The 15,791-nt window shown below is 72.5% G+C and carries 13 protein-coding genes and 1 rRNA gene; 4 read left to right on the forward strand and 10 right to left on the reverse strand.

The window, feature by feature from the left end; genetic code table 11:
- Both rrf and IF73_RS0135365 read left to right on the forward strand, forming a co-directional pair.
- A 5S ribosomal RNA gene (gene rrf / locus IF73_RS38970) occupies positions 1 to 88 on the forward strand; the annotation flags it as partial.
- Between the two features lie 176 nt (positions 89 to 264).
- Positions 265 to 1,854, forward strand: a complete 1,590-nt coding sequence (locus IF73_RS0135365; protein WP_031015229.1) for a hypothetical protein — start codon at positions 265 to 267, stop codon at positions 1,852 to 1,854.
- Positions 1,855 to 1,930: 76 nt separating this feature from the next.
- Here IF73_RS0135365 and IF73_RS0135370 read toward each other — a convergent pair whose 3' ends face one another.
- From IF73_RS0135370 to IF73_RS0135385, 4 genes are all read right to left on the reverse strand, one after another.
- Positions 1,931 to 2,728 (reverse strand): VOC family protein, encoded by a 798-nt coding sequence (locus tag IF73_RS0135370; RefSeq protein WP_031015231.1) that lies wholly within the window; start codon positions 2,726 to 2,728, stop codon positions 1,931 to 1,933.
- Between the two features lie 101 nt (positions 2,729 to 2,829).
- On the reverse strand, positions 2,830 to 3,351 hold the full coding sequence (locus IF73_RS0135375) for an NUDIX domain-containing protein (RefSeq protein ID WP_031015233.1): 522 nt from the start codon (positions 3,349 to 3,351) through the stop codon (positions 2,830 to 2,832).
- Between the two features lie 34 nt (positions 3,352 to 3,385).
- On the reverse strand, positions 3,386 to 4,318 hold the full coding sequence (locus tag IF73_RS0135380) for a universal stress protein (RefSeq protein ID WP_031015235.1): 933 nt from the start codon (positions 4,316 to 4,318) through the stop codon (positions 3,386 to 3,388).
- Between the two features lie 57 nt (positions 4,319 to 4,375).
- On the reverse strand, positions 4,376 to 4,786 hold the full coding sequence (locus IF73_RS0135385; RefSeq protein ID WP_031015237.1) for a DUF5997 family protein: 411 nt from the start codon (positions 4,784 to 4,786) through the stop codon (positions 4,376 to 4,378).
- A gap of 92 nt (positions 4,787 to 4,878) precedes the next feature.
- Here IF73_RS0135385 and IF73_RS0135390 point away from each other — a divergent pair, with 92 nt between their 5' ends.
- Both IF73_RS0135390 and IF73_RS0135395 read left to right on the forward strand, forming a co-directional pair.
- Positions 4,879 to 5,646 (forward strand): LysR family transcriptional regulator substrate-binding protein, encoded by a 768-nt coding sequence (locus IF73_RS0135390; RefSeq protein WP_031015240.1) that lies wholly within the window; start codon positions 4,879 to 4,881, stop codon positions 5,644 to 5,646.
- A 76-nt stretch (positions 5,647 to 5,722) separates the two neighbouring features.
- Positions 5,723 to 6,301: a type-2Aa cytolytic delta-endotoxin gene (locus tag IF73_RS0135395; protein ID WP_031015242.1), complete on the forward strand. Its 579-nt coding sequence runs from the start codon at positions 5,723 to 5,725 to the stop codon at positions 6,299 to 6,301.
- Between the two features lie 40 nt (positions 6,302 to 6,341).
- Here IF73_RS0135395 and IF73_RS0135400 read toward each other — a convergent pair whose 3' ends face one another.
- The 6 genes from IF73_RS0135400 to IF73_RS0135425 form a co-directional block, all read right to left on the reverse strand.
- Positions 6,342 to 6,881, reverse strand: a complete 540-nt coding sequence (locus tag IF73_RS0135400) for a DUF6328 family protein (protein WP_031015244.1) — start codon at positions 6,879 to 6,881, stop codon at positions 6,342 to 6,344.
- Between the two features lie 28 nt (positions 6,882 to 6,909).
- Positions 6,910 to 8,583 carry an FAD-dependent oxidoreductase gene (locus IF73_RS0135405; RefSeq protein WP_031015246.1) on the reverse strand — a complete coding sequence of 558 codons (1,674 nt, stop codon included), beginning with the start codon at positions 8,581 to 8,583 and terminating at the stop codon, positions 6,910 to 6,912.
- Between the two features lie 34 nt (positions 8,584 to 8,617).
- On the reverse strand, positions 8,618 to 9,523 hold the full coding sequence (locus IF73_RS0135410) for an AurF N-oxygenase family protein (RefSeq protein WP_031015248.1): 906 nt from the start codon (positions 9,521 to 9,523) through the stop codon (positions 8,618 to 8,620).
- 213 nt (positions 9,524 to 9,736) lie between these two features.
- A complete protein-coding gene (locus tag IF73_RS0135415; protein WP_078868428.1) occupies positions 9,737 to 11,503 on the reverse strand; it encodes a S8 family serine peptidase in 1,767 nt (588 codons plus the stop codon).
- Between the two features lie 215 nt (positions 11,504 to 11,718).
- Positions 11,719 to 14,709 (reverse strand): carbohydrate binding domain-containing protein, encoded by a 2,991-nt coding sequence (locus IF73_RS0135420; RefSeq protein ID WP_031015252.1) that lies wholly within the window; start codon positions 14,707 to 14,709, stop codon positions 11,719 to 11,721.
- 172 nt (positions 14,710 to 14,881) lie between these two features.
- Positions 14,882 to 15,791: DUF4344 domain-containing metallopeptidase (locus tag IF73_RS0135425; RefSeq protein WP_324616117.1), on the reverse strand; the 910-nt coding region annotated here is incomplete at its 5' end.

Genomic DNA, 15,791 nt, shown 5'->3' on the forward strand with positions numbered 1-15,791 from the left:
CGGTTACATTCCGAACCCGGAAGCTAAGCCTTTCAGCGCCGATGGTACTGCAGGGGGGACCCTGTGGGAGAGTAGGACGCCGCCGAACAATCATTGTGGAAAAGCCCCGCACCTTCTGGTGCGGGGCTTTTCTGCGTTCCGGGGCGGGTTGTTTCCGCACCGTGAAGCGCCCATGAAACGCGGGGCGTTTCCCTTCCCTTCTTCAGGAGCCGACCTTAGCGTCGGCGACCGGCGCGACCTCCGTACGCCTCCTGAGGAGCTGACTTGACCACTCGTCCACCCCGCCGTCGCGGGCGCGCGGCCACCGTGGCCGCCGCCCTCGCCGCGGTTCTCCTGGCGGGTTCCGCGCCCGTCGCCCAGGCCGAGGAGATCCCCCTCGCGCTCGGACACCGGCTCGTCGACCACTACGAGGGGGCGCCGGGCACGGCCAGGCCGCTGCCGGGCGCCGGGCCCGCCCAGCACCCCCACCTGGCGCCCAACGGGCGCAGCGGTATGCACGCCGACGGCGCCGGCAGCGGCACCCACCCGTATCCGGCGCCGCTGGGGCGGAGCCCCCAGGTGACGAGCGAGCAGATCGCCCCGGTCGGCGGCGAGTGCGCCACCGCCACCTTCGACGCCGGCGGGCGGCTCCTCACCGTCTGCGGCACCTTCAACGGCTTCCTGCTCAAGCTGCTCGACCCGCGCAGCCTCGACACCCTCGCCGAGTACAAACTGCCGCAGCGCTCCTCCACCGTGGAGGCCATCACACGGCTCGACTTCGAGAAGATCTTCAAGGACACCTCGGGCGGCGCCTACTTCTACCTGGACGACCGCGACCGGGTCGTGCTCGCCGACTCCCGGCAGCACGTCCTGCGCATCGCGCACGGGCAGAAGGCGGACGGGTCCTGGGCGTTCACCGTCGAGGACGACTGGGACCTGACCCCGCTCGTGCCGCACGACTGCGTCAGCTGGACCAACCTCTTCCCCGACGGGGTGTGCGACCCCGTCACCTCGGTCATGCCGGACTGGGACGGGCGGATCTGGTGGGTCACCCGGCTCGGGCGGGTCGGGACCGTCGACCCCGCCACCGGGACGCTGCGGTCGATCCGGCTCGACGGGGAGGAGATCCAGAACTCCTTCTCCGTCGCCGAGGACGGCGTCTCGATCGTCACCGACCACGCCCTGTACGCGTTCCGGGCGGACGGTGACGGGACGCCGCGGGTGGTCTGGCGGGAGGCGTACGACCGGGGCACCGGGACCAAGCCCGGCTCGGTGAACCAGGGGTCGGGGACCACACCCGATCTCTTCGGCAGCCGGGACGAGTACGTCGCCATCACGGACAACGCCGACGACCGCATGAACGTCCTCGTCTACCGGCGGGGGGACGACGTGCCGGCGGGGGAGCGGCTCGTGTGCAAGGTGCCGGTCTTCGGGTCCGGGGCCTCGACGACCGACAACTCGCTGATCAGCTGGGGCGACAGCCTCGTCGTGGAGAACAACTACGGGTACGAGAACCCGTCGTCGCTCGGCTTCGGGCGCAGCGTCGTCGGCGGGGCCACGCGGATCGACGTACGGTCCGACGGGAGCGGCTGCGACGTGGTGTGGGAGAGCGACGTGCGGTCGCCGTCCACCGTGCCGAAGCTCTCCACCGCCAACGGGCTGCTGTACTTCTACGAGAAGAGGCCCAACGGGCTGGGGATCGACGCCTGGTACCTCACGGCCGTCGACTTCCGCACCGGCGGACGGGTCTTCTCGCGGCTGACCGGGACCGGGCTCGGCTACGACAACAACTGGGCGCCGGTCACCCTCGGCCCCGACGGCACCGCGTACGTCGGCGTCTTCAACGGCATCGTCGCCGTACGGGACACCGCCTGAGCCACGACAGCGGCGGACGTGCGGGAGCGGCGCGGCGCCCTCGGCCGGGTGCCGCGCCGGTCCCGTGTCCGCCGGGTCACTCCATCGGCGGCACCTCGCCGACGGTGGTCCGGACATCGATCACCGCGAACGCGGCGCCCTGCGGGTCGAGGAGGGCGGCGAAGCGGCCGAAGGGGCTGTCCATCGGGCCGAAAACCTTGCGTCCGCCGAGCCGTTCGGCCGCGGCCACCGCCAGGTCGCAGTTGTCGACGGCGAAGTAGATCTGGATGTAGGAGGGGACCTCCGCCGGGAAGTCCTCGGGCGTCATCTTCATGCGGCCCAGGAGGGGGTCGGCGCCGAGGTCGAAGACCTTGTAGTCCATGTCCTCGGTGGTCATCTTCTTGGTGCGGTAGCCGAAGACCTCCGGGAAGAAGGCGTCGGACTTCTCGGGCTCGCGGGTGAAGACCTCGGCCCAGACGTACGAGCCGGTCTCCCCCTCGAGCTCGAAGCCCTCGTGGACACCGGCCTGCCAGAGGCCGAACACCACGCCCGTCGGGTCCTGGGCGATGCACATCGAGCCGAAGTCGCCGACCTTCATCGGCTCCATCAGCACCGTGCCGCCGGCTGCCCTGATCTTCTCCGCGCTGGCCTCGACGTCGTCCGAGGCCAGGTACAGACACCAGGCGGACTGCGGCGAGGTGTCCCCGCCGGGCATCGGCGGGACGACGGCGGCGACCGCCTTCCCGTTCTTGTACGCCTGGGTGTAGTTGCCGAACTCCGTCGACGCCTCGCCGAAGGTCCAGCCCAGCACGTCGGCGTAGAACGTCTTGGCGCCCTCGGCGTCGGTGAACATCGCGTCGGTCCAGACCGGTGTGCCTTCAGGTCGTACGGCCATGACGTGACTCTCGCTTCCGATCGATGACGTTATGGGTGTTTCGTGGTGCACGCCCACGCTAGTCACGCCCCGGCGGTCCCGCGCGGTGGCGCGCGGTCGGCTCAGGACGACGGGCGGCCGAGCGTGTAGCGGTGGAACGGCGCCGGCGGCAGGGCGAGGTCGGGCCGCCACACGGCCAGCACCTGCGCGGAGGGCAGGAACAGGGCCTTCGGCAGTGTGTCGGGGGAGGTCCACTCCCAGCGCCGGATCTTCTCCGGCTCGGCCACCGCCGGGGTGCCCGTGAAGGTGCGGACGACCGTCGCCGCTGTCATCCGGGTCAGCACCGGCGAGGTGACCGTGTCGAGGAGCAGGCCGAGGACCTCGACCTGGGCCGCGCCGGTGACCAGCGTGGTCTCCTCGGCCAGCTCCCGGGCCGCGGCCTCCTCGATCGACTCGCCCGGTTCGATGCCGCCGCCCGGCAGCTCCCACACGCCCGAGCGGTCCAGGCCGAGCAGGACCCGGCCCCGGTCGTCGAGCACGACGATCCCGGCGCCCAGCGCGGCGGTCGCGGTCGGCGGGCGGGTGTTGCGGGAGGCGGTGGCGGGGTCGGCGGCGGTGTCGGAGGCGTACCGGTCGGAGCTCATGCGCCCTGTCTACCAGCCGTCACCGACAGCGGGGTCAGCCGGCGGCGGGCGGCGGGACGACCGCCACCGGGCAGGCGGCGTGGTGGAGGACCGCGTGCGCCACCGAGCCCACCAGGAGCTCGGCGATCCGGTGCCGGTGGTGCCGGCCCACGACCAGCAGGGCCGTGTCGGCGGAGGCGTCCACGAGGAGTCCTGCGGCGTCCCCCGGTGCGACCGTGCGGACGAGCTTCACGTCCGGCCACCGCTCGGCGAAGGGGCGCAGCCGGGTGTCCTGGACGCGCCGGGCCTCCGCGAGGAGGTCCTCGGTGTCGTCCGCGAGGGGGAGGGGCGGCGGCATCTGGAAGGCCGGGGAGGGGGCCGCGACCAGCGCGGACGGGTTCGGCGGGAGCGGCAGCGCCGTCATCGCCTCCAGCGGGACGCCCCGGAGCCGGGCCGTCTCGAAGGCGAAGGTCACCACCTCGTCCGGGGTCTCCTCGGGATGCAGTCCCAGCAGGATCCGTCCGGCCTCGGGGCCGCTGTCCAGGGACGCGGTGCGGGCCTCGTGCGGCACCACCACCAGGGGGCAGGGGGAGCGGGCGGCGAGGGCGCGGCCGGTGGAGCCGAGCAGCAGGGTGGCGAAGCCGCCGTGACCCCGGGAGCCGGTCACCAGGAGGCGGGCGCCGCGGGCGAGGGCGGGCAGGACGTCGGTGACCGACCCGTCCAGGGAGTCGTACCGGACCGGCACCGCGTGGCCGCGTTCCTCCACCACCGTGCGGACCGCTTCCAGGACGGTGTCCCTCAGCTCGGGCTCGGTGCCGAGCGAGGCGATCCGGGCCGCGCCGAGCTGGAGGGCGTCGGAGCGGACGTGCGCCACGACCAGCGGGGCGCCCATGGTCTCGGCGGCGCCCAGCGCCCAGGACAGGGCGCGGAGGCTGTGCTCGGAGCCGTCGACGGCGGCGACGACGGGCGGGTCGGTTACCTCGTTCATGAGGGGATGCCTCCCGCGCCCGGCGCCGCGCCACACCGGCGACGGCGACCGGGTCCGTCAGGCGTTCTGCGCGCGGGCGGCCTCGTCGGCGGCGCGCTGGGCGTTGCGCTCCTTGATGCGCACGTTCTCCTTGCGGACCTCGGCCTGGGTGGCGCGCTCCTTGACCAGCCACTCAGGGGCCTCGGCCTTGAGCGCCTCGATCTGCTCGGTGGTCAGCGCCTCGGTGACGCCGCCGCGGGCGAGGCCGGAGATGGAGATGCCGAGCTTGGCGGCGACGACGGGGCGCGGGTGCGGGCCGTTCTGGCGCAGCTCCTGGAGCCAGGCCGGCGGGTCGGCCTGGAGCTCGTTGAGCTCGGCGCGCGTGACGACGCCCTCCTGGAAGTCGGCGGGGGTGGCGTCGAGGTACACACCCAGCTTCTTGGCCGCGGTCGCGGGCTTCATCGTCTGGGAGTTCTGGTGCTGCGTCATGGTGTCCAGGGTATCGAGCGGACGGGCGTGCGCCGACCACGGCCGCCCGCCGACCTGCGCGGACGGGGCGGACCGGCGGGTAATCTTGCGGGGTGACTGACTCCTCCCCGGCCCCCACGACCTTCCGGCTCGCCTATGTGCCCGGTGTGACGCCCTCGAAGTGGGTGCGGATCTGGGAGCAGCGGCTGCCCGACGTCCGTCTCGCGCTCCTCCAGGTGACGCCCGGGGAGTCCTTCGGGATGCTCAGGGACGGTGCCGCGGACGCCGCGCTGCTGCGGCTGCCGGTCGACGGCGAGGACCTGGCGGCGATCCCGCTGTACGAGGAGACCAGCGTGGTGGTGATGCCGAAGGACCACCTGTTCGCCGCGGCCGAGGAGCTGAGCCCGGAGGACCTGGCGGAGGAGCTGGTACTGCACCCGCTGGACGACACGCTCGGCTGGGAGACGCCGCCCGGCCGGCCCGCGTTCCAGCGGCCGGAGACCACGGCCGACGCGATCGAGCTGGTGGCCGCCGGGGTCGGGGTGCTGGTCGTGCCGCAGTCGCTGGCCCGGCTGCACCACCGCAAGGACCTCACGTACCGCACGATCACCGGCGTCCCGCAGTCGCGGGTGGCGCTGTCGTGGCCGAGGGCCGAGGAGGCTCCCGACCTGGTGGAGGAGTTCATCGGGATCGTCCGGGGCCGGACCGTGAACAGCACCCGTGGGCGGCGGGCGGAGGCCCAGAAGGGCCAGAAGACCGCGAAGCCGGCGCCGAAGCCCGCGAAGAAGGCCGCCGGGGGCAGGCCGGCGCGGCCGGCGAAGCCCGCGCGGGGCAAGGGCGGCGCCGCCGGGCGCGGCGGGAAGCCCCGCCGGGGGCGCTGAGCGGGCTCCTCGGCATACTCCTCCTGTCGATCAAGAGAGCGCCCACCGTGGTGGGCGGCGAGAACAGGAGAAGCCTTTGGCAGCCAGTTTCAGGACCGTGATCGAGGTGGCGCCCGCCCACCTCGACGAGGCCCGGGCGATCGACCGGGTCTTCCAGGAGGCGATCGCACCCGCGACCGTCGACTTCGACTTCGACGCCATCCACCGGGCGGCGGCCGCCGTGCCGGACTGCACCGTGGTCCGGATGGTGCGGGGCTGGGGGCTCAGGGAGCACGCGCCGCTGCTCGTGATGGTGCTCTCGCTGAAGGAGGCCGTCCGGCAGGCGCTGCCGGCGGCCTGCGCGGAGGCGGGGTTCTGGGGGACGGTGGAGCGGGAGCTGGTCGCCGCGTTCACCGGGCTCGGTGAGGCGGCGGACGAGCCGGGGCTGAAGTTCTACGAGGAGTCGGAGCAGCGCACGCGCTACTACCGGGACCTCTTCTTCGCGCTGCAGGACGAGGGCTCGGGCGACGCGCTGCACGCGCTGGCGTTCTGCGTGGACGTCACCGTCGAGCTGCCGAAGGAGCGGGTGCTCGGGCTCGGTCTGACGGACACGGCGCCGTTCGCCGTCGGGCTGAACGCGATCGTGCTGCGCCGTCCGCTTCCCGTCGCGGCCTGATCCGCCGCGTTCCGCCGGCCCGCCGTCCCGGGCCGGACCCTCAGCGCGGCCACGGCCCGAAGCCGTCCTCCGCCCTGCCGTTGCCGTTGCCGTTCGTGCCGCCGCGCCGGGCGATGAACGGGACCATGAACCAGCAGAGCGCCAGCCAGAGCGCCATCACGACGACCAGCCACAGCGCGATCCCGTCGTCCAGGACCATGCGCATGATCAGCAGGAACGTCGACACCATCGTCAGGTAGAGCAGCACCACGCCCACCAGCGTCAGGCGCCCCGCCCAGGAGACCGCCTCCGGTTTCAGCCGGCGCCCCGCCACCAGCCGGTGCACCGCCACCGGCGCGACGAGCGCACCGGTGGTCGCCGCTCCCAGACAGACCGTGACCACGTAGATGATCCGGTCCGTCGTGCCCAGCTCCGCGAAGCGCGGCTGGAAGACGACCGCGACGAGGAAGCCGAACAGGATCTGGGTCCCGGTCTGCGCGACGCGGAGCTCCTGGAGGAGCTCGTTCCAGCGACGGTCGGCGCGCTGGGCGCGGCTCTCGCCGCGCCCGTCGTCGTGCGGGACGCCGCCTGCGGTGCTCATACGGGGCGAGTGCCCCGGCGCCCGCCCCCTATGCCCCCGGGCCGCGCAGTCGTCGGCGGCGGGCCGCCGCGACCAGGTCGGGGACGGTGGCGAGCTTGACCCGGGGCCGGCCGGCCGCCGCGCCGCGGGCCCGTTCGGCCCGGTCGATGGCGGCGAGCCCGCGCGCGTCCACCAGTCGGTCGCTGCGGGCCCGGGCGAGCCGTCCGAACGCCTTCGCGGTCCCGGTCGGCGTCGGCAGGCGGCCGTCGACGGCGTCGGCGAGCAGGCTGCCGACGGTCTCGGCGGCGCAGGCGCGGTTGGCGCCGATGCCGCCGGAGGGGCCGCGCTTGATCCAGCCGACGACATAGGTGCCGGTCATGCCGTCGACGCGGCCCGCGGTGTGCGGGACGGTGCCGGTGGTCTCGTCGAAGGGAAGTCCGGCGAGGGGGACGCCCCGGTAGCCGATGGCCCGGACGAGGAGGCCGGCCGGGATGTCGACGCTTCCCCCGGGGCCGCCGGCGCGGACCGCGCGGACGGCGCCCTCCCCGAGGGCCTCCTCGGGGGCCGAGTGGAAGCGGAGGACGATCCGGCGACGGCCGGTCCCGGGGACGCCGGCCCAGTCGACCGCCTCGCGGGCGGTGTCCTTGAGGAGGGCCGCCTTGTCGCCGGGGGCCGCCGCGTCGACGGCCTGCGCGGTACGGGGGTCGTGGGTGTCGACGACGAGGTCGACGCCGGGCAGGTGGCCGAGGGCGAGGAGTTCGGAGGCGGTGTACGCGGCGTCCTCGGGGCCGCGCCGGCCGAGCAGCACCACCTCGCGGATCCGGGAGTCGCGCAGGGCGGCGAGGGCGTGGTCGGCGATGTCGGTGCCGGCGAGGGCGGCGGGGTCGGAGACGAGGATCCGGGCGACGTCGAGGGCCACGTTGCCGTTGCCGACGATCACGGCCCGTCCGGCGTTGCGGAGCGCCTCCGTGTCGAGCGCGACCGTGTCGGGCGCGGTCTCCGGGTGGGCGTTGTACCAGGAGACGAGGGAGGAGGCGGAGAGGCTGCCGGGCAGGTCCTCGCCGGGGATGCCGAGGCGGCGGTCGGACGGGGCGCCGACCGCGTACACGACCGCGTCGTGGTGGGCGGCGAGCTCCTCGGGGGTGACGTCCCGGCCGATCTCGACGCCGAGCCGGACGGTGGCCCGGGGGTGGCTGTGGAAGCGGGCGAGGCTGTCGCCGGCGCCCTTGGTGCCGGGGTGGTCGGGGGCGACGCCGTACCGGACGAGGCCGCCGGCGACCGGGAGCCGGTCGATGAGGGTGACCTCGGCGTTGGTGTGCAGGAGCAGGTCCTCGGCGGCGTACATGCCGGCCGGGCCGGTGCCGACGACGGCGACCCGGATGGGGGCGAAGTCGGAGGGCAGCGAGCGGGTGAAGGACGGCTCGCCCCAGGGGTGGAAGGTGGGGGACGCGAGGACGGGGGCGGGGGCGCGGCCCTCGTAGTGGGCGGCGTTGACCGCCTCGTACCGCTTCAGCGGTCCGGTGAGCCGGTCGGCCGGGAAGATCGCGTCGACCGGGCAGGCGTCGGCGCAGGCCCCGCAGTCGATGCAGCTCTTCGGGTCGATGTAGAGCATCTCGGTGGTGCCGAAGTCCGGCTCTTCGGGCGTCGGGTGGATGCAGTTGACCGGGCAGACGGCGACGCAGGTGGCGTCGGAGCAGCAGGTCTGGGTGATGGCGTAGGTCATGGCGGCGGCTCGGCTCGTCGGGGTCGGCTCGGGGTCAGAGGAGGTGGGCGCGCTGGTAGAAGAAGACGGCGGGGCGGGTCAGCATGCCGACGTCGCCGAGGAACTCCATGAGGCCGGAGCAGCTGGCGCGGAGCCGCGCCTTGTAGTGCTCGTTGGCGGCGGCCTCGCGGCGGGCGCGCTCCGGGTCCAGGCCGGCCCGGACGTACACCTCGGGGTGCACGAGGCTGGTGATGATGTAGTACGCGGCGATGGCGACGATCAGCGCCTGGAGGTGGCGGCGGGTACGGCCGGCGCGGGCGAGGTGGCGGCGGGTCTCGTCCCGGGCGAACTTCATGTGCCGGGATTCCTCGACGACGTGGATGTTGTTGATGGTCCGGACGAAGGGGACCACCCGCTCGTCGCGCATCCAGTCCCGCTGCATGACGTCGAGGACCTCCTCGGCGACGAGGATGCCGGCGTAGGCGGCCTCGCCGAAGCCGACGGTCTTCATCACCCTGCCGAGTTCCATGACGGAGCGCCGGGGCCGGTAGGCGGGGGCGCCGAGTTTCTGGGAGCCGCGGGCGAACATGATCGAGTGGCGGCACTCGTCGGCGATCTCGGTGAGCGCCCACTGGAAGCGGGGGTCGGTGTGGTCCGTGCGGTAGATGTCCCGGAGGATCATCTGCTGGAGGATCATCTCGAACCAGATGCCGGTGGAGGCGACGGAGGCGGACTCCTGGCGGGTCAGCTCCTTCTGCTGCTCCTCGGTCATCTCGTGCCAGTAGGCGGTGCCGTAGAGGCTGTTCCACTCGGGGCTCTGGCCGTGGAAGCCCTTGTCGAGCGGGGTGTCCCAGTCGACCTCGACGGCGGGGTCGTAGCTGAGCTTGGCGGCCGACCGGAGGAGCCGTTCGGCGACGTCGTCGTGGTCGTGGTTGTCCGGGCGCACGGTGCTGCTGGCCATCGTTGCGGCTCCTTGGGTCACGCGGTCGGCTCGGTCCCTCTTGTTAGACATCACGTCTAGCAAGCTTGTTAGACGGAACGTATAGCAAGGGGATCGCGCGGGCTACCCCCCGGTACGGGTTTTCTCCGCCGGACGTGCCGAAGGGGCCGGAGCGGGGTCCGCTCCGGCCCCTTCGGGGTGCCGGTCAGGTGGGTCGGCCGTGCTGTCCGACCGTCAGAAGGTCAGGTTCCAGGCGTCGATCCGGCCGGTGTCCGCGTTCGCGTTGTCGTTCACGCGGAGCTTCCAGACGCCGTTCGCGACCTCGGCGGAGGCGTTGACGGTGTAGGTCTGGGCGATGTTGTCGGTGGAGCTGCCGCTCCGGTTGTGCAGGGTGTAGACCGAGCCGTCCGGGGCGACCAGGTCGACCTTGAGGTCGCCGATGTAGGTGTGCTTGATGTCCACCCCGACCTTGAGGGTCGACGGCGCGTTGCCGGTCACCCCGCTGACGGTGATCGCGCTCTCGACGGTGGCGTTGTCGGAGATCGTGACGTCGGTCAGGTTCTCGAAGTACGCGCCGGGCGGCGGGGTCGAGCCGCCGACGGCCTTGAGCGCGTCGACCCGGCCCTCGCCGAAGAAGCTGTTCTTCGCCGTGGTGCCGGTGCACCGGGCGTCCGAGGGGCAGGCCAGGTCGGTGGCGTGCTCGCCGAGCTTGGCCCGGATGTCCGCCGGGGTGTACGCCGGGTTGGCGCTGGCCAGCAGCGCGGCGACGCCCGCCACGTGCGGGGCGGCCATCGAGGTGCCGCTCAGCGAGGAGTACTTGCCGCCGGGGACGGTGCTGTAGACGGACTCGCCGGGGGCCGAGACCTCGATGACGTCACGGCCGTAGTTGGAGAACGACGCCTTCGACGTGCCGCTGGTGCCGTTCGCCGAGACCGTGACGACGCCCGGCAGCTCGGCCGGGATGTCGAGGCAGGCGTTGGTGATGGTCCGGGTGACCGGCGTCGAGTCGTTGGGGCTCGACGAGTCGGTGGTCTTGTTGGCCAGGTCCACGTTGGAGTTGCCGGCCGCCGCGACCTGGAGCGAGCCCTTCGACTCGGCGTACGCCTGGGCGCGGCCGACGCCCTCCAGGATCGCCGCCTGGTCCAGGTTGTCCGGGCAGTTGAACTGCCACGGGTCCGTGTAGTAGCTGTTGTTGGTGACCTTGAAGCCGTGGTCACCGGCCCAGACGAGGCCGCAGATGGTGTTCTCCGCGAAGAACAGCGTGGAGCCGGGCTCGGCGATGCGCACCGAGGAGATCTTCACGCCCGGGGCGACGCCGATGGCGCCCTTGCCGTTCTTGGCGGCGGCGACCGTGCCGGCGACGTGGGTGCCGTGCTGGTCGACGTCGCGCCAGGCGCCGGCGCGGGTGTCCGCCTTGCCGTAGGCGCAGGAGACGGAGTCGGCGGCGTTGAAGTTGGGCGCCAGGTCCTGGTGCTGGTCGTCGACGCCGGTGTCCAGGATGCCGACCTTGACCGTGGCGGAGCCCTGGTTCACGGCCCACGCCTGGTCGGCCTTGATCTGGGTCATGTCCGAGCGGACCGGCTCCGTCGTCGGGGCCGCGGACTGCGCCGGGTTCGACGGGAGAGCCGGGTTGTACGCGTCGGCCGGGACGTCCGAGGTGCGGGTCGCGCCGACCTTCTGCACGCCCGCGACGCCGCGCATGGTGGAGGCGAAGGAGGCGGAGGTCGAGTGGGCGACGATCACGCCGATGGCGTCGAAGGAGGAGAAGACCGAACCGCCGTTGGCGGTCACCGCGCTGCGGACCGCCGTGGTGTCACCGGGCGTGGTGATGACCAGGTACGCGCGGGTGCCGGCGGCCCAGGCGGCCGGCGCCTCCTGCGCGGTCCGGGCGTTCGCGGTGAACGCGGCGAGCGGCTCGTTGTCGACCGGGGCGGCCTGGGCGAGCGAGACCGGGCCCGCGAGCGCCAGCGTCGTGCCGAGGGCGATCGCCGCGATTCTCATCCGGCCGGATATGTGGGAAAACAATGCGTCCTCCGATGGCCCGGTGGCGCGGGTGGCGCCGGCCGGGCCCTGTGATGTGTGGGGTGGACGCAAGATCCCAGACGGACGGGGCGGAGGGAAGCCTTCTGTCCGACAAGCCCGTTCATGTAACAGAATCTTGACTTGAACATGGCGAAAAGGGGGCGGAATTCCTGCTCCGCCCCCTCCTCGCGGGATCACTTCAGGTACGGGCCGGCGGTGCCGATCCTGCCGGGACCGTTCAGGACGTACACCCGGAGGTTGCCCTTGCCGGGGGCGCCGACCGAGAGCGTGCCGCCGGTGACGGTCTTCACGTCACCGGTGACCGCGTCGGTGTACGTGCCGTTCGGGATGCCCGTGTAGGTGGCTGCTCCCGAGACGGTGACGAGGGCGAAGCTGTCCGTGGAGCCGCTGGTGTAGCGGCGCTTGAAGGCCATGCCGCCCGAGATGCCCTCGGTGGAGTACTGGCCCATCTGGAGCGCGGGGATCGCCCGCCGGATCTCGTTGAGCCGCTGGACGTGCTTGACCAGGGGCTGCTGGAGGGTGGTCGCGACCTGGCCGCTCGCCTCGGAGACCCGGGAGAAGCCGGAGGCGGTGACCGTGCCGGCGAGGTGTGCGCCGTAGTAGGCGCGGCCGGTGGTCGCCAGCGGGCAGCTCGGCCCGCAGTCGATCTTCTGGCCCTTCTGGAACTCGATCTCGGAGCCGTAGTAGAGCGTCGGGATGCCGCGGAAGGTCCACATCAGGGACATGTTCTCGGCCCAGGCGTCGGTGCCGCCGGTGTACCGCTCGCTGGACTTGTTCGGCCCGTAGTCGTGGCTGTCGACGTAGACGACGTTGTAGGTGGCGTCGTTGTAACTGTCGTCCGAGTCCTTGCCGTTGGAGAAGGCGTTGGACGCGTCACCGAAGTTCATGTGCATCCGCATGTCGATGACGTTCATGCCGGAGAAGCGGCTGTGGTCGGGGGCGTGGTAGCTGTTGCCGTTCAGGAAGGCGTTGGTGGAGGTGGGCTGGTTGCCGGTGCCCTGCTGCTGCTCGTAGTCGTACATCTCCAGCGCCGCCCTGGCGTCGTCGGCGTCGTACTCCTTGCGCTCCTTCCAGGTGAAGAACTGCGCGGAGTGGTTCACCGAGCCGCGGTTCCACTTGTCGTTGACGAAGGCCGCGACCTCGCCGAAGACGAAGAAGTTCCTCGCCGCCTCGGCGCCGTGCCGCTGGGTGACCCGCTCCTGGATGGCGGGGAGGAAGCGGCGGTTCCAGGTGGTGCGCGGGATGTGCACGGCGGTGTCCACGCGGAAGCCGTCGACGCCCATGTCGATGTACTTGTTGTAGGCGCCGATCAGGTGGTTCTGGACGGTCGCGTTCTCCGTGTTGAAGTCCGCCAGGTCCTCGTGCAGCCAGCAGGACCGGGAGTCCTCACCCTCCCAGTTGCCGATCCAGCACGGGTGGTACAGCTCCTTCGGGAACATCCCGGAAGTCGGGCTGGGCCACTGGCAGTTGTAGAGCGTGTAGCCCTCGGCGCTCTTCCCGCCGGTGGGCTTGCCCCAGTTGACGCAGGTGTTGCCGGCGGGCTCGGCCGTCGACCACAGGTCGCCGTTGTAGTACGACTTGCCGGTCTTCGGGTCGATCGTCAGGCCGTCGTACTCGAAGCCGGGCTGCTTCTCGTCGTAGTACCAGCTCCACTGCGTGTCCCGGACGCCGTACACGGTCGGCGTGAACAGGCCCTTGGCGCCCCAGCGGGAGGAGTGGTTGTAGACGACGTCCTGGTAGATCTTCATGCCCTTGGCGTGGGCGGCGTCGATCAGGTCCTGGTAGGAGGCGCCGGCGGACTCCAGGCGCGGGTCGACCCTGTAGAAGTCGTAGCCGTGGTAGCCGTGGTAGTCGTAGTCCGAGCGGTTGAGGACCACCGGGGTGACCCAGACGGCGGAGAAGCCGAGGCCCTTGATGTAGTCGAGCTTCTGGATCAGGCCCTTGAAGTCACCCCGGAACATGGGGTCGGCGCCGGCCGCGTTGCCCGACTTCACGTGCTGGCTGCCGCCGCGGTTGTTGGTGGCGTCGCCGTCGTTGAAGCGGGCGGTCAGGACGAAGTAGATCGGGTCCTTGCGCGGGTCGGTGCCGAGCGGCTTGCCGGTGGCCGGGGCGCTGGGCCTGTCGCCGGTGGTGGCGGTGGCCGGGGCGGAGGCGGCCGAGACGTTCCCGGCGGCGTCCACGGCCTTCACCGTGTAGGTGTACGCGGTGCGTTCGGCGAGGTCGGTGTCCGAGAAGACCGTCGAGCCGACGTCCGTGACCACCGTGCCGGTCGTGCCGCCGGTCCGGGTGACCTGGTACTTCGTCACGCCCCGGTCGTCGGCGGCCGCGTTCCAGGCGAGCAGCACCGAGACGCCGTCGGCGGCCGCGGTGAGGCCGGCCGGGGCGGTGGGCGCCTGGGTGTCGGGCGGGGTGGCGGCGCAGGGGTCCGTCGCGTTCGCGGTCACCACCCGGTCCCGGACGGTGGAGGTGCCGGTGCCGATCGTGTAGTCGGCGCCGCCGTTGTTGTCCCACACGCCGTTGCCGTTGTTGAAGGCGGCCTTGAGGGAGGTGGCCGTGCCGAGGTCGAGCTCCCGCTTCCACCAGCCGGTGCAGGCCGCCGTCATGCCGAGGCCCGGCGCGGCCGTCCACGCCCCGCCGGCCGGCTGGTAGTGGACGTTGACGGTGGACCAGCCGAGGGAGGCCGAGGAGTAGTACACCGTCGCCTTGCCGGAAGCGGGCGGCGGGGTGGCGGCGCACGGGTCGGAGTGGGCGACGACCCCGTCCTTCACGGTGATGTTCCCGGTGCCCAGGGCGTAGTTGCGGCCGCCGTTGTTGTCCCAGGTGCCGGTGCCGTTGTTGAAGGTGGCCTGGAGGCCGGCGGCGGCACCGAGACTGACGGTCTTCTTCACCCAGTCGGTACAGGCGGGCTCCATCGCCGTGCCGGGGACGGTCGTCCAGGAGCCGCCGTCGGGCGCCCAGTGCAGGTTGTAGGCCGACCAGTTCCTGGTCTTCGTCCAGTAGAAGACCGTCGCCGTGTTCTCGGCGACGGCCGCCGCCGGGGCGGGAGAGAGCGGGACGGCCGCGGGCGGGGCGCCGGGCGGGGCCGCGATCAGGCCGGTCAGACCGGCCGTGACGGCGAGCAGCGCGAGCGCTCGCCCGCGCGGCCTTATGCGGGTGGGGGTCATGCGGAATCTCCAGACTGGGGCGCGCCGAGGACGGGGCCGGTGGAGAGAACGGGGATCGGCCCCCTTGGAAGCGCGTGCGGAAACTTGCGGAAACTTCTTGCGTCGGCGGGAAGTTACCCCTGTGTGGCGCGCGCGTAAAGGGTCCGCGTCGAAGCGGTTCGCCTCACGGGATTCACGGCTGCTTGAGGTGCGGGCCCAGCAGGGTGCGCCAGGACGAGGCGATGCGCCGGTACTCGGCCGGGCAGAGCGCCGCGCGGTCGCGGGGGAGCACCCCGTCCGGGTTGCCCTCGGCGTCCACCGCGTCCGCGAACCGCCGGGGATCGGAGCCGTACAGCCAGCAGGCCCAGTTGAAGAACCGCTGCCCGTCGAGGGAGTGGACGTCGGAGTACGCGGCCACCCCCGGGTCGCCGCCCTCGGACGCCTCCCACAGGGCGCCCCAGGCGTTGATGGTGGAGATCGCGTAGTCGGTGTGGCGCGCGTCGCCGGAGGCGAGGAGGAGGACGGCGAGCTGGTCGACGGCGTCCTCCTCCCGGCCGGTGACCGGCAGGTCGTACAGGTCGACGAGGGCGTGGCCGAGTTCGTGGAAGAGCACGCCGTTCGAGAGCCCGACGACGTCCTCGTCGACGGCGGCGGCCCGCCGCGCCGGGGTGCCGCCGGTGTCGAGACCGGCGAAGACCTTCCGGGCCTCGGGGACGAAGCCGTAGCAGTAGGTGATCCGCCGGGACTTCTCGTCCCAGTAGGGGTCGGGTGCCGCGCAGCCGGCGGCGCGGAGCGGCACGTCCCGGGGGAGGGCGATGCGGGCGTCGGCGTAGGCGGCGGCTTCCTCCAGGACCCGGCGCTCCCGCAGGAAGGCGAGGGCGGCGCGCTCCTCGGCGGACCCGGCGGGCTCGTACGCGACGACGAGGCGGCCGGTGCCCTGGGCGCTCTCCGGCGTCGCCGCGGTGGAGGCGCAGCCGGTCAGCAGGACGGCGGCGAGGGTGACGCGGAGGGGGATCGCGAGGCGGCGGAGGCGGGCGGGGTGGCGGGGGCGGTGGCGGCGGCGGGCGAGGCGGCCGGGCAGGCGGGGGAGCGCGAGGCGACGG

It is taken from the genome of Streptomyces sp. NRRL F-5727, from assembly GCF_000719555.1.
GTDB lineage: Bacteria > Actinomycetota > Actinomycetes > Streptomycetales > Streptomycetaceae > Streptomyces.